Raw genomic sequence first — 14,489 nt, 5'->3', positions numbered from 1 at the left:
TAATGTTACAATGAATTTATCATATGCGACAAGTGAGGCGAATAAGTTTTGAAGAAATTCGAAGAGAAAACCGTTGCATCACAGCCTATTTTTCAAGGGCGAGTAATTTCGTTGAAAGTAGATGATGTGCAGCTACCAAATGGTGAAGTGGCAAAAAGGGAAATCGTCAATCATCCTGGTGCAGTAGCAATATTAGCATTGACTGATGAGGGCAAACTATTAGTCGTTGAGCAATATCGCAAGGCATTGGAGCGCTCGATTGTAGAAATCCCAGCAGGCAAGCTAGAGCCAGGAGAAAAACCAGAGACAACAGCACGGAGAGAGCTTGAGGAGGAGACAGGCTACGCATGCGAAGAACTTACATATTTACAAACATTTGCGACCTCACCAGGCTTTGCAGATGAAGTCATTCATTTATTCGTAGCACGCAAGCTCACTCCCTTGCAAGAAAAGGCAGCGCTCGATGAAGATGAATTTGTGGAATTAATGGAAATAACATTAGAAGAAGCGGAAGCAATGATGGCAAGTGGCGCTATTTATGATGCGAAAACCGCATATGCCATCATGTGGTTGAAAAATCAAAAATAATGCATAAAAAATATCCGCATATCAGCCTTGGACTAGCATAAGTTGGTTGTAAAGGAGGCTTAAATTTGCGGACAAGCATTATAATACAATTAACAAGTATGATTGTCGTTGGCTTTCTAAGTGGGGTTGCCTGCTTTTATTTATTTAGCTTAGAGCAAGCCATTGCACTTATTCAATTGATGGACGGGCGTATATTACAGCAGCAGGCACCTAGTGTTATACAAACAATTTTGCCAGTCGTTTTTGCAATAGCAGTTGTCTTATTATTTGCCACACATCCTTTTTGCGCATTTGTAGCGAAATGGTTAATAGCGCTGCGAGCAACATTTTTAGGATTTAGCTCAATGTATTTGTTAACACAGCAAAAATCTTTACTCGCATATGGTATATGGTGGTTTCCTTTTCAGTTCATTTATTGTATTTTACTATTAATGATTTGTTTAGGTATTTCAACGCAAAGGCCGATGCGATTTGCGAAAAAGGGTACTGCGACATATAGACGAATGCTAGCTATTATCCTATTATTTGGTATAATTGCATTGTTTGAAATACTCGTCATATCATATGTGTTTGAATAGAGTAAACGAATCAAAATCATTAACTTGTCAGCTCTTTCGCTCATTTGGTATAATGAGAAGAGTTTAGGAGGGCGTCACATGGAGAGCCGTATTGATCGTATAAAAAAACAACTGCATAGTGCTAGCTATAAATTGACGCCACAGCGTGAAGCAACAGTGGCCGTTCTACTTGAACATGAGGAAGATCATTTAAGCGCAGAAGATGTTTTTTTGCTAGTAAAGGATAAAGCGCCTGAAATAGGCTTAGCGACTGTATACCGTACGTTAGAATTATTAACGGAGCTGAAAATTGTTGATAAAATCAATTTTGGCGACGGTGTATCTCGTTATGACCTTAGACAAGAAGGGGCTGCTCATTTCCACCATCATTTAGTTTGCATTGAATGTGGTGCAGTTGATGAAATTCAAGAAGATTTATTAGAAGATGTAGAAGCAATAGTAGAAAAGCGTTGGAATTTCATCATTAAAGACCATCGACTAACATTTCATGGAATTTGTTGGCGATGCCAAGGTAGTGAAGATTCAAATGACTAGAGAGCGGGTAGCACATGGGCTACTCGTTTTTCATTTTTCCAATGAAAGGAGTTTTCAAGATGAATGTATTTCAAGATGCCATTGCGGATTATATTCATTTTATCCGAGTGGAGCGTCAATTATCTGATAATACATTAGTGTCGTATGAGCGTGATTTAGTAAGTTATGCTACATTTATTCAAGAGCAGCAATTACCTTCATTTAATGAAGTTACACGTGCAATGATTTTGTTGCATTTAGAGGCGTTACGTGCGGCAGGTAAAACACCGCGCACAATTGCACGTCATATTTCATCCATCAGGTCGTTTCATCAATTTTTATTAAGGGAAAAAGTAACGACAACAGATCCAACTGTACATCTTGAAATGCCACAATTAGAGCAAAAGTTACCAAAGGTCCTTTCAATCCAAGAAATTGATGCACTCATTGCAGCGCCAAATTGCTCGAAGGCACAAGGTGTTCGCGATGTCGCGATGTTGGAGCTATTGTATGCGACAGGTATGCGTATTAGTGAGTTGATTGAGCTTGATATATCGAATATTCATCTAACGATGGGCTTTGTGCGCGTATTTGGTAAAGGTGGGAAGGAAAGAATTATTCCACTGGGCAATGGTGCGATTAAAGCATGCGAAAACTATTTAGGACGAGCACGTTATGAGCTGCAAGGAAAATATCCAAAAACTGACGCGTTATTTATTAATCGTAGAGGGAAAAGATTAACGAGACAAGGTTGCTGGAAGCTATTGAAGGAGCATGCACAGGCGGCAAATATTCAGCATGAGATGACGCCGCACGTATTGCGCCATTCTTTTGCTACACATTTAATTGAAAATGGAGCAGATTTGCGCGCGGTGCAGGAGATGCTTGGTCATTCAGATATTTCGACAACGCAAATTTACACACATGTGAGCAAAACGAGATTGTCTGAAGTCTATAAGCAATTTCACCCACGTGCATAAATCAAAATTTCAATGAGTAAGTAGACTGTCGATACAAAAAATTGCTTAACAATTTTAAAAATAAAAATTTCTACCGTCGGATGTCTGACCTTTATTTTTAAAATATTTTTGGTAAAATATATATATAGTGAAAAGGAGGTCGTGTAAAATGGAAGCGTTTAAAAAAATACATGTAATTGTAATGGATTCAGTAGGAATTGGTGAAGCACCTGATGCACATAAATTTGGTGATGTTGGATCGCATACTTTAGGTCATATTGCAGAAAAAATGAACGGTTTAAAAATGCCTACGATGGAAGGTCTAGGTTTAGCTAATATTCATGCGCTACAAGGCATAGCGACAGTAGATGAGCCGAAAGCATATTACGGTATGATGCAAGAGGCATCTGTAGGGAAAGATACGATGACAGGTCATTGGGAAATCATGGGCTTGAACATCGATAAGCCATTTAAAGTATACCCAGATGGCTTCCCACAGGAGCTAATCACACAATTAGAGGAACGTACAGGGCGTAAAGTATTATGCAACCAGCCTGCAAGTGGTACGGCGGTGATTGACGACTTTGGGCCGGAACATATGGAGACAGGGGCAATTATTGTTTATACGTCTGCTGACCCTGTGCTACAAATTGCAGCACATGAAGAAATTATTCCGTTAGACGAGCTGTATAAAATTTGCGAAATCGCACGTGAATTAACGCTGCAGCCTGAATATTTAGTAGGTCGTGTCATTGCACGTCCATTCGTTGGTGAACCTGGCAATTTCGAGCGTACATCGAATCGCCATGACTATGCATTGACACCATTTGGTCGCACAACAATGGCCGAAATGAAGGATGCGGGCTTGGATGTTATTGCGATTGGAAAGATTTCTGATATTTTCAATGGCGATGGTGTAACAGAATCAATCCGCACGAAAAATAATACAGATGGCATGGATAAAATGGTCGAAGTTGTACAGCGTGATTTCCATGGTATGAGCTTTTTAAATTTAGTTGATTTCGACGCAAACTTTGGTCACCGTCGCGATCCAATTGGCTATGGTGAGGCATTAGAAGAATTCGACCGTCGCTTGCCAGAAGTGTTGTCAAAGCTTGGAGAAGATGATTTATTAATCATTACAGCAGATCATGGCAATGACCCAACATTCCCAGGTACGGACCATACGCGTGAATATGTGCCATTAATCGTTTATTCACCGCGCTTTGCTGCTGGAGCAGAGCTACCATTACGTGAAACATTTGCAGACATTGCAGCAACGATTGCGGACAATTTTAATATTGCAGCACCTGCATTTGGTACAAGCTTTTTACAGCAATTGAAATAAATCAAACATTTATTAAATATGCTTGTCAGGAGGGAAAATAAATGAATACAGTATCAATTATTGAAAAGAAAAAATTGAATCAGCCTTTAACGAAGGATGAGATAAATTATATTATCGAAGGATATACAAAGGGTGACATACCCGATTATCAAATTGCTGCTTTATTAATGGCTATACGCTTAAATGGCATGTCAGATGATGAAACTTTTTATTTAACTGAGGCGATGATTAATTCGGGAGATAGAATTGATTTATCCAGTATAGAAGGCTTTAAAGTTGATAAACATTCTACAGGAGGAGTAGGCGATAAAGTCACGCTAATGGTTGCACCAATTTTAGCAGCACTTGAAATACCTGTAGCTAAATTTAGCGGTCGAGGTCTAGGGATTACAGGTGGAACGGTCGATAAGCTAGAATCCATCCAAGGATTTAATGTGGAGCTATCTGAGGAAGAATTTATTCATAATGTGAATAAATACGGTGTTGCGGTATCAGGTCAATCGAAGGATTTATGCCCTGCGGATAAAAAGCTATATGCTTTAAGAGATGTTACTGGCACAGTTGACTCTACTACACTAATCGCAAGCTCTATCATGAGTAAGAAAATTGCAAGTGGTTCGGATGGTATCGTTTTAGATGTGAAATATGGTAATGGCGCATTCATGAAAACGAAAGAGGACGCAAAAGTTCTAGCAGAGCAAATGGCGAAGATCGGTAATGCCTTTGGAAGAGATGTTCAATATGAATTAAGTGATATGAATAATCCTTTGGGGTATGCAATTGGTAATAAAATCGAAGTATTAGAAGTACAAGAATTGCTAAGCCATCATATTAAGAACAATACGGATTTGTATGATAAATCATTAGAAATAGCAGCTAAAATGTATAGTATGGCGACAAAAGAGTCACTCGAAAACTCACTGCAAAAAGTAAAAGAAGTATGTGATAACAAAAAAGCATTAGCGAAATTTAATGAATGGATCGCTTCTCAAGGTGGCGCTGTTGAGGATATTGCATTTCCAAAAGTAAAAAATGTCTATAAACAAAACAGTCATAAATCAGGAGTAATCAAATCTGTTAATGCTAAAATGATCGGGGAAATTTCTGTAGAGCTCGGGGCAGGAAGAAAAACAAAGGAATCTTTATTAGATTATGATGCTTATATCATTTTGCATAAAAAGCAAGGAGATTCTATCGTAGAAGGGGATTTATTAGTTGAATTAGGCTTTAATAACGATATTGATTATAAAGCCCAATTAGAAAAAGCCTTATCTGCATTTGAAATCGAATAAAAAGAAAAATAGTCACTAATCACGCTGATTGGTGACTATTTTCATGACATATTAGCGAATAAATTTATCATAGAACCGTTTAAGGATTGTTCCTAGCTGCTCGCGATTGGCATATTTCTCAGGGTCTTTGCCATTTAATAAGCCTTGTTTTTCAGCCCACTTCCATGCCTCTGCATGTGAACTAGATGCTTGACGAGGATGAATTTTATTCTCCTTGTTGTGTAGCTCAGAAGTCAGCTTATTAATTTTTGCATCTTGCGCGGCAATTAATTGTTTAAGTTCATTATATTGTGACATCGTTAAACCCCCATTTCCATCATTTAAATGAATATATTTCATGGCATCCACTGCATTCGGTTGACCTATTTTCCATTCGCCATTATGTATTTCAAAATGTAAATGTATCCCATAGGAGCGCCCCGTATTGCCCATAATGCCAATTTGTTCACCTTGCTTCACTCTTTGGCCAACCTTTACACAATAGGAATCAAGATGCGCATAATTCGTCTCCATCCTTTTTCCATTCAGCGTATGTCTAAGCATGACGACATTTCCATAAGTGCTTAATGGCTGTGCTTTGATCACAACACCATCAGCACTCGCATAAATAGGCACTTTACCAGTGGAGGCTAAGTCAACACCTTGATGCCATTCTCTATTGCCAGCAATCGTGCGCCAGCCAAAAGGAGAGGTAAGTCTCACATTGTCTTTTACGGGACAAATAAAATTTGCCATCTAGTCAATCTCCTCCCTCATTCAAGTAAGTGCCATAAACATAAAACATCAAGTCATCATTTGTTTCTAATAATTTCTTAACTGTCATTAATGCTTCATCTACTAATAAAGAAAATGTTTCGAATGAAATCAAGTATCGTAAGTATGAAAAGCGTTGAATAAATAAATCGTAGACATAGCGTAATTTAACTTGTCCTGTGCCTTGCCCTAAATATTTTTCTGCTTCTATACATGCGTAAATCAACCATTCCACAATCTTGCCATATAACTTATCTTTAATTGAAGTAGGAAATTTAAAAATAGCAACTGCAAGTAAAAGAAAGCCTACAATAAATAAAGCAGCTAATGTCCAGTATTCAATTAAAAAATTAAGCATTAAATTCATCAGTATCCTCCGTTGTTTTCATCATTTTCTATGTTCGTGTAATTTTTTTCATCTTTCATATCATCATCAGATTTGCGATTCACGATTGCTGAAGCGGTTTTCACAGTAAATATCCCTGCTACTACAGTGGCGAAAGGTATGTCCAACACGCGTATCAGCTGGATATATGTAGCGGATAACTCAAATCCTAAAAACATACCGACAATGACGACTACTAAGCCAATGCCGATTCCACCAAATAAAACGGCTGACATTAAAAGTACGATAAAATCTTGCTGTGATAAGCCATCCGTATCATTTTTCCAAAAGTAAATGCGACCATTTTTATCAACAGGAGCCTTCATTTTCTGTTTAACCAAACTGTATCACTTCCTTTTATAGCCCAAGCTTAAACAGGATATATGCACCTAAAACCGTCATCGGTAATCCGATTACCCATAAAAGATATTTCCTAATCACTTCATTGAAAGATAGCTTGCCATTTTCTAATAACATCATCTACACGTTTGCCAATTGCCTTTACATCTTTGCGTAATTCGTCTTGTGTCATATTTAACTTAGTCAAATTGACATTAATATTGTTCAACGTTTCGTTTGTGCTATCGAGCTGTGTCTGTTGCATTTTATTCAACTCTTGTTGCTGCTCTGATACAATGGTTAGCCTAAATAATAGTTCATTATTTTCCTCTAGCCTTTCTGTACGTTTTTTCAAGTCTTTCAACTCCGTTTCCGTCGAAGCTACTCTTTCACGAATTCGTTCATCCACTAAATCACCAACTTTGCTGTATAAATAAAAAAGAGAGCTAGGGTGAACTAGCTCTAAATAAAGAAGGATTATAAAAAATCATATCTAATCATATGCATCTAACTCCACGTTAGAATCGTTTTTTATTTCCTATTTGTACTAATATGTCTAAGAATCATAATAATTCTTGTATTTAATATGTAAAGACAATGTTTCTAGTTCATTTATACTTCTAATAAATGAATGTCTTCAAAAATTTCACAGAATCGATTATATAAACTTGCTTTAGCACCAGAAAGCTCTAAATCACAATTTAACACAATCTCCTGTACACACTTTAGCATATCGATTTTACTTTCTGTCTCTTCAATAATAAAATCTTCATTCATCAAAAGGGCAATTTGGTTTTTTACATCAATTTCTACCTCTGCATTAGGAAAAACAACTAGCTCCACTTCTTCATTGTCAATTAATTTTTTCTCTGTCACAGCTAAACCATCATCATTTTTTAATGCATATTCATCTATAATCATTAAGCGCTCTTTTTTAATAAGCTCTTGCTGCTCGTCAAGTAAATTGATAAACCTAGTGCGCATGCGTGATTCTTTGCTTTTTAAAGACAAATTAAATAAAAAAGATTGCAGCTCTGCAATTTCGTAATTTTTAATGATCATAATAATCTCCCTTTATATAATATATGTATAAGCGCCACCTTTAGCGCCGACTTGAATCATAGCATACGTATTGTTCACCATCAGAATACGTGGTTCAATCACTGTAGGTAAGTCCTCATCAACCCAAGTTGGAATCATAATTTCTGTAAGAACGATTTTTCTACTAACAAATAGTTCAGTAACAATTTGTGAGACTGCTTTAATATCAATTTCAGTTGCAATTTGATGAACAGCTTTCGCATCAATTTCAGTAGGAACTGCATCAATGTATTTCACGTAAATTTCTGCATCATGCTCAGATTGTTCGTCTACGATTACGGAAATCGATGTTTCGATATAAGGCTTGCTCACGATAATCTCAGCCATTGTATCAGATTTAATATTAGGTTCAATTTCTACCCAAATATCATCTCTATATTTCACTTCAATTTCAGCTTCAATCTTTGGTTTTGTAACATGAATAACGGTTTGTAAATTTCGTTCATTTGTAACTCGTGGTGTAATTTCGATAGGCATTGCATCTTTGTTAATAAAGATTTCAACAGGAACAATTGAAGTCCAAATATCAAGCGCTTCAATCTCAACAAAAATATGATTTTCATTGCGTATTGGAACAATAATTTCTGCTTCAATAGAAGGCACTGTTACTGTAATCCCAGCTTCAATCTTAGAGTCATCATGAATAATTGGTGTAATCTCAACAGGAATAGAAGGCTTGCTAACCGTAATTTCCGTAATCACGAGTGATTTATCCATTGGTCTTGGTGTAATTTCAGTAAGAATAGCATTCACATATTTTATATAGATTTCACTATCTACATAAGGTTTAGTAATTGTTATTTCAACATCTTTTATGCGCTCTTCAGAAACCCTAGAGTTGATTTCAGTTACAACCTCATTGCCTTTCCGAATAGACGCTATAATCTCCGTATTGACATAAGGTTTAGTAACAATGATTTCCGTTAAAATATCTGAATCTAAAGGAACTTCCACTCTATGAACATAGATTTCTGTTTCAATTCGTTTAAAACCATAGTCTGAATGAACAGTGATTTCCGTTTCTACAGTTGACTCATTAGCGTTATAAATAAAAATTTCAGTTAAATGCTGGCTTCGACCTTGAGAAAATATTCTCGAATCATAATATTTAACAATAAGCTCAGGCGGTTTATTCGTTTCTCTCGTATAAAATGTTGTTTGACCAAACTCGGTTTCATTGGACAAGCGAATAATAAAGCCATTATTTATTTTCCTCAAAGCAACCCAATCTTTTACAATATCCAAAACGTCAAATTCAATGTAGCCTGCTTGTTCATTGTTTATGAAATCAGACGATATTAAATCAATCGGATTAGGCCTATTTAAGCTTGTGATATTGTATTCTTGCCATGTACTATCTGCATTAAGAATTTCAATTTTTAAATGACTAGGGGAAGCTCCGCGATAATACAGGCGTAGATACGTTTCTTTTAAAACATAAGATGGGTTAATTGAAGATAAATCAAATTGCACAAATGAACGCCATATATCATTAGCAGTTCTGCCAACAACCATAGATGAATTGGCACCATAGTTGATTGATTCAAATGCAGGTGCTTCTCTAGTAGCAGCATCTTGAGTAGGGTTAAAAACATCTGTAACAATAGGGGGCTGCTGTACCTCGTATAAAGCCCACATTCTATTATGAGGGGGAACTTCAAGCTCAGCGAACATATTGTTATAGCCAATTGGTTGAATTTCTGTCAGTACGTCAGAATTGCCACGATACATAATATTTAGATAGGTTTCCCTATCATTTACTCTTAACGCACGAGGAATTAATTCAGCGCAAGTATCGCTATCTCTTACTAGTCGAGGAATAATTTCTATAGGTTTGTCTTGATAGCCTGCACCAATTAAAGAATACTTGGCTTTCATGCTGTTATTTGGATTGACCGTAATTTCAGCTATTGCATCAACATCCTCTTGATAAATCGCAAAAATTTCAGTATTAATTATACTGTCTTCATAGGAAGGAATGCTAATCTCTGTAAAGCGTATAGATTCTTCCTTATTGCTAGAGGAAATTTGCGTGTCTGTTTCAAAATTGTTGTCCTCCATAAATTCACTTCCTTATCACATTGTATTGTGATTAGGCTTTGTCTGCTCTCACGATAATGTCAAACGAGCCATTTGCGTCAGGCGTTGCACCTAATTCAGTTTTTAATCGAATGAAGAATGACATTTCTTCATTGTTTTTCAGCACACCATTTAGCCTTAAATCAGGCTGAGATGTGAAAGGAGAAAGGCTTGTACTAAACTCACATGTCATGCCAGTAGGGAAGTTTGCTGTATTAGCGTACAAATGTACATTTTTAACATCATAGCCATATTGGTTTTTCAAAATAACTTCATGCTCAATTGTCGTTTGCCCAGCGATAATCACACCGAAATCAAGATATTGTAGAATTTCACCAATCTCACTTGAATAATATTGACCATAAACATCTTTAAACATCAGGCCTGAATAGGTGCCAATAAATTGAGTTGACCAATAATCAGTAGTACCGAAGAAATCTTGGAATTCCACTTTGATTGTATTCCAGCCATCAATATGAATATCTTTACTACTAATCGCCAATTCAATATTTTGAGGGGATTCACCAAGTTTAGTGAAGCTACCATCAGCAGGGTGGTAATGTCTATTATTTAACAGCACTCTATATTGAACACGCGTTAAATCAGCATCACTTAAAAAGCCTTTCAGAATATTTCCATTTAGCGCTATATCAATTTTAGCGGTTGTATTTAAAATATATAAACTTGTCTCTGAAACAGTTGTTGTATGACGTGGAAGATAGTCTTGATATGAAACATTTTCAACAACTGAAACAATTGTGTCACGAGGATTGTCTTTTAAAAACACGCCAATATTGAGGTGTTTTTTATTCCAAGTTCGCCATTGTTTATCCGTAATCGCATTCAGCTCACTATGCTTCATACCATTTGCTGAGATTGCCTGCTCCGTTGAAGTATCCTTCACAATAAAAGTTTCACTCTCTTTATCCCAAACATACCATGTACTTGTGTCAGCATCCGTCACAAAATAACGCGCCTCATCGCGATAGGATTGAGAAATATCAGTTGCAATAACACTATCTAAATAGCCATACAAATGTTTAGGATTGACCAATTTAATAAATTGAGGTTTTGGTACAGCCGTCATTTCAAGTGTTCTCTGAGCCGTTTCAGGTGCTTCATCAGTCCATGTGACAACCTCAAAATCACCCTCTAATTCATCAACAGGTGACCAATTCGCTTCTAAGATTAAATCAGCTTCATTTACAGTTTCATCATCTGTGTAATAAAGAACTTCAACTTCATCACCAAATTCGTCGTAAATGTTGAATGGTTCAGTCGTTGTTGATACGATAATGTCTTCTGTAGATTCTGTGTAGGCTATGACAGTAGGTAGTTCACCAATGTAATCGTAGACACTATATGGGTCAACACCTGTTTCTACAACGATTTGTGAAGCGTCTGAATCTGTGTAGTAAATGACTTGTGCGTTATCACCTAGTAATTCTTTGGCTGTGAATGGTTCTTTATTGAGTACGACAGATGCATACTGCTTATCCTCAAAATCAGACCACATAACAATTGATTTATTTCCTGATAGTTCTTGCCATTGTGCTTCTGTGATATGGTTTAGGTTGTTCATACCGTATTGGATGAAGTTTTCTTCGGTTGGTGTTGTTGTTTGCCATATAGTACCGTTGTGGTATTTGTATTGTGCGTTGTGTTGGACTAGATGTTTGTCAGGGATAGGGGATATTAATCTGTCGTAGATTTCAATTTGATCTAATTCACCTTTAAAGTAAAATTGATTAAACGAAATTTCTCTTCCTATAACAGTGTTGCTATTACTAACTGCTTGCGATTCATCTGCTCCATTTGTCGAGATTATTAACGCTAAATTTAAATACATTTTAATAGAATCTGAATTTTTTAAACCATCATCTGTGATTAAAATATCATGATAATTATTGATGATAAATCTATCAAATGGTATGTGTACTTGTATAGCAGTAGAAGCATTAAAGTATACTTGATATATTAAACCATTTGGATGCCAAACTATTCTAAATCCTTTGTATTGAGTGCTGTTCACATTACTCAATAATATTTGAGATGTTGTTGGAATAGATTGAGGTTTAAATCTAAATCTGATACTTTTCTCTCCTAGGGGAATAATGCTGCCATTCATTTGAATATATTGATTGCTTCCATTAAATGACATGGCATTACCTTTTCCATTCCAACCTGTCACACGAGTAGGTGAGTTATACAATGTACCTGTATAGCCTCCAATAGAATCCATCACATTTCCACTAGGTTCATCAAAGCCAATAAATGCTTTACCATATTTACTTAAATTATCTTTACTATTAGCCATTGTATTGACCTCCAATATTTTTCCATAATAAAAGGACAACCATGTTAATCGTTGTCCTCAATGAATGCTGTTTTAAAATTATTGCTGATAGGAATAGTGAACAAGTTACCTGCTCCTAAAGGAGATTTGTTATTGTTTACAATCTCATATTCAGTTGAAACTCTTGTTAAATCAATGGGTGGTCTATCAATTGCTGAATCAATTTCATGGATAACTCCACCTTGAGCTAACAATGTATTTTCATTGGTATTAGGAATTTCTTTTACACGAGTTGAAGTAGGTGATAGAACAAGGTTTTTGTTTGATTCTGATTTAACTGCTAAACGCTTTTGGTCAAAATCGGAAGGAAATAAAACTTTATTGTAGATTTGTAAGTCATCAATTTGACCATTATAGTAGTAGGTGGCAGTAGACAGTGGTTTACCTAGTCGAAGGTTTCCTGAATGATTTCCTGATTCATTTCCTATTGCTCTAAATTTATATTCATCATTGCCAATTTTAATATACACGATACTATCTTTTTGACCATCCCAATTAAAATGAAATTCTGTCCATTTTCCATCGTTGTAAAATTTATTGATGTCAGTAAGAACTACAATTGGTGAGCCACTAGAAAAATATACGTTAAAACCGGTTGCTCCATTAATAAAAACCATAATTCCATGTCCTCCACTAGCACTTGATGTACATAATAACATATGTGCTGTATTTACATTGCTAGGTTGGATAGTATGACGAAACTTGAATTTAATAGTTTTTTCTCCATTGGAGATAATTTTGTTGTTAAAATCTATATACTGATTACTTCCATTAAAACTCATAGCAGAATCTTTGCCATTCCAGCCTGATGTTCTAGTTGCACCTGTAGCTGTGCCTACATAATCATTACCTAACTTATCATAAACATTTCCACTAGCTTCATCAAAACCAAACCATGCGACACCATATTGCGCCATTAACTGTTCTGTAGTTGCCATATTAATTCACCTCTCTTTTATAGCCATATAAGATATTACCTATAGTTGTTCTAATCTCCTCATTGTTACTTAGAATCTCTAATTTAATAGTCATATAATGCCCTTCTATTAAATTAAATATCCTTTTAGAGTTTTGTGTCCAATCAGTTTGATTTCTTATCTCACCTATATTAGTAAAATTAATTCCATCAGTGGAACCTAAGATATTAACATCTTTGATTGCTGAGGTTGGTTCATCTGAATTGCGTGATGTTATAGCTACACAGTTTATTAACTTTTTAGTACCATAATGTATTTGAATATATTCACTCACATTATTAGTGGATGTCATGAAGCAATCATCTTTATTAATACTAGTTCCATTGAAGGCTTTAAATGGTGCATAATTAGCACTTTGTGAAGAACTAGAACTTGCAATAAGCGGAGGTGGTGTTGTATTAGATGTCATATTCGTATAATACCACGTATATATATGCTCAAAATTATCTTCTTTAATCTCTCGTATATTCAAAGTATTTATTTTTTCAATTTCTTGTGTAAACACCTTACTATTCACATTATCAAAAGGTAATTCGTTTACGTAGTTAAGCTTACTAAAAGGAGCATCTAATTGAATCTCTTTTCCTTGTTCAATACCATGTAAAATCATGTTTTTAGGAGAGTTGTTTGGTAGGTGGATTAGGGTATTATCCAACAAGGAGTAATATTTCATATTAATTGGATTATTAATTATTAGTCTTTCACCCTCATAAAACAATTTCATTTGATTTACGCCAAAAATAGAGGTCGCAAAACCATTGTTTTTAGTTACATATAGTCTATAATAAGTAAAAGATTGAGGATTTTTTATTTCGAAATTTTTTTCTTCCAACTTTGCAGTCCATAAGACACCAATCCTTTTATCTATAGTCCCCCATATTGAATTATCATCTGACCCTTGAAGTTCCCATTCAGTAGGAGCAACAGGTAAGTCATCATTATTAAGATTCCTCGAAGTAACTGAGTAACTAACAACTTTACAAGCCCTTATCGACCTATATCCAATATACTGTGGTAAAGGGGAGTTAGATGTGAAGTTTTGAGTTGTATTATTATTAAAAGCATAAAAATATTCACTTGTAGTTGCCCATTTCGAGCTACCAAATGTTTCTCCACTAGGCTGATTGGTTGAAGTCATAGCAGGAATTAAATTTTTTCTCATATAGTTTTCTCCTTGTATATTATATTTAAGGTTTTTATCTCTCGATGTTTTATAGGATG

The 14,489-nt window shown here is 35.6% G+C and carries 15 protein-coding genes; 6 read left to right on the top strand and 9 right to left on the bottom strand.

Features of this window, described 5'->3' with window-relative positions:
• Positions 1–48 precede the first annotated feature (48 nt).
• The 6 genes from C9J34_RS10695 to C9J34_RS10670 all read left to right on the top strand — a co-directional run bounded on the left by C9J34_RS10695 (position 49) and on the right by C9J34_RS10670 (position 5,278).
• Positions 49–588, top strand: coding sequence for an NUDIX domain-containing protein (locus C9J34_RS10695; RefSeq protein WP_107839862.1), 540 nt, complete (start codon positions 49–51; stop codon positions 586–588).
• A 65-nt stretch (positions 589–653) separates the two neighbouring features.
• Positions 654–1,166, top strand: coding sequence for a hypothetical protein (locus tag C9J34_RS10690; protein WP_107839861.1), 513 nt, complete (start codon positions 654–656; stop codon positions 1,164–1,166).
• 78 nt (positions 1,167–1,244) lie between these two features.
• Positions 1,245–1,700 (top strand): ferric iron uptake transcriptional regulator, encoded by a 456-nt coding sequence (gene fur / locus C9J34_RS10685; protein ID WP_107839860.1) that lies wholly within the window; start codon positions 1,245–1,247, stop codon positions 1,698–1,700.
• Between the two features lie 59 nt (positions 1,701–1,759).
• On the top strand, positions 1,760–2,659 hold the full coding sequence (gene xerD / locus C9J34_RS10680) for a site-specific tyrosine recombinase XerD (protein ID WP_107839859.1): 900 nt from the start codon (positions 1,760–1,762) through the stop codon (positions 2,657–2,659).
• Positions 2,660–2,807: 148 nt separating this feature from the next.
• Positions 2,808–3,986, top strand: a complete 1,179-nt coding sequence (gene deoB / locus C9J34_RS10675; RefSeq protein WP_107839858.1) for a phosphopentomutase — start codon at positions 2,808–2,810, stop codon at positions 3,984–3,986.
• Between the two features lie 41 nt (positions 3,987–4,027).
• On the top strand, positions 4,028–5,278 hold the full coding sequence (locus C9J34_RS10670; protein ID WP_107839857.1) for a thymidine phosphorylase: 1,251 nt from the start codon (positions 4,028–4,030) through the stop codon (positions 5,276–5,278).
• Positions 5,279–5,329: 51 nt separating this feature from the next.
• Here C9J34_RS10670 and C9J34_RS10665 read toward each other — a convergent pair whose 3' ends face one another.
• The 9 genes from C9J34_RS10665 to C9J34_RS10625 all read right to left on the bottom strand — a co-directional run.
• Positions 5,330–6,013: a M23 family metallopeptidase gene (locus tag C9J34_RS10665; protein WP_107839856.1), complete on the bottom strand. Its 684-nt coding sequence runs from the start codon at positions 6,011–6,013 to the stop codon at positions 5,330–5,332.
• A 4-nt stretch (positions 6,014–6,017) separates the two neighbouring features.
• Entirely contained in the window at positions 6,018–6,398 is a 381-nt protein-coding gene (locus C9J34_RS10660) for a hypothetical protein (protein ID WP_107839855.1), read from the bottom strand.
• Positions 6,398–6,757: a hypothetical protein gene (locus C9J34_RS10655; RefSeq protein WP_107839854.1), complete on the bottom strand. Its 360-nt coding sequence runs from the start codon at positions 6,755–6,757 to the stop codon at positions 6,398–6,400. The genes C9J34_RS10660 and C9J34_RS10655 overlap by 1 nt, the downstream gene beginning before the upstream one ends.
• Positions 6,758–6,858: 101 nt before the next feature.
• Complete coding sequence (locus C9J34_RS10650) at positions 6,859–7,164, bottom strand: hypothetical protein (protein WP_107839853.1); 306 nt, start codon at positions 7,162–7,164, stop codon at positions 6,859–6,861.
• 203 nt (positions 7,165–7,367) lie between these two features.
• Positions 7,368–7,817, bottom strand: coding sequence for a hypothetical protein (locus tag C9J34_RS10645; RefSeq protein WP_107839852.1), 450 nt, complete (start codon positions 7,815–7,817; stop codon positions 7,368–7,370).
• Between the two features lie 12 nt (positions 7,818–7,829).
• Entirely contained in the window at positions 7,830–9,917 is a 2,088-nt protein-coding gene (locus C9J34_RS10640; RefSeq protein ID WP_107839851.1) for a DNRLRE domain-containing protein, read from the bottom strand.
• Positions 9,918–9,948: 31 nt separating this feature from the next.
• Positions 9,949–12,252: a LamG-like jellyroll fold domain-containing protein gene (locus tag C9J34_RS10635; RefSeq protein ID WP_107839850.1), complete on the bottom strand. Its 2,304-nt coding sequence runs from the start codon at positions 12,250–12,252 to the stop codon at positions 9,949–9,951.
• Positions 12,253–12,296: 44 nt separating this feature from the next.
• On the bottom strand, positions 12,297–13,229 hold the full coding sequence (locus C9J34_RS10630; protein ID WP_107839849.1) for a LamG-like jellyroll fold domain-containing protein: 933 nt from the start codon (positions 13,227–13,229) through the stop codon (positions 12,297–12,299).
• A 1-nt stretch (position 13,230) separates the two neighbouring features.
• On the bottom strand, positions 13,231–14,489 hold a 1,259-nt coding region (locus C9J34_RS10625), incomplete at its 5' end, for a discoidin domain-containing protein (protein WP_238600623.1).

Source organism: Metasolibacillus meyeri (assembly GCF_003049505.1).
Classification (GTDB): domain Bacteria; phylum Bacillota; class Bacilli; order Bacillales_A; family Planococcaceae; genus Metasolibacillus; species Metasolibacillus meyeri.
The sequence above is the reverse complement of the archived record's forward strand: the minus strand, read 5'-3'. Positions and strand labels throughout refer to the sequence as shown.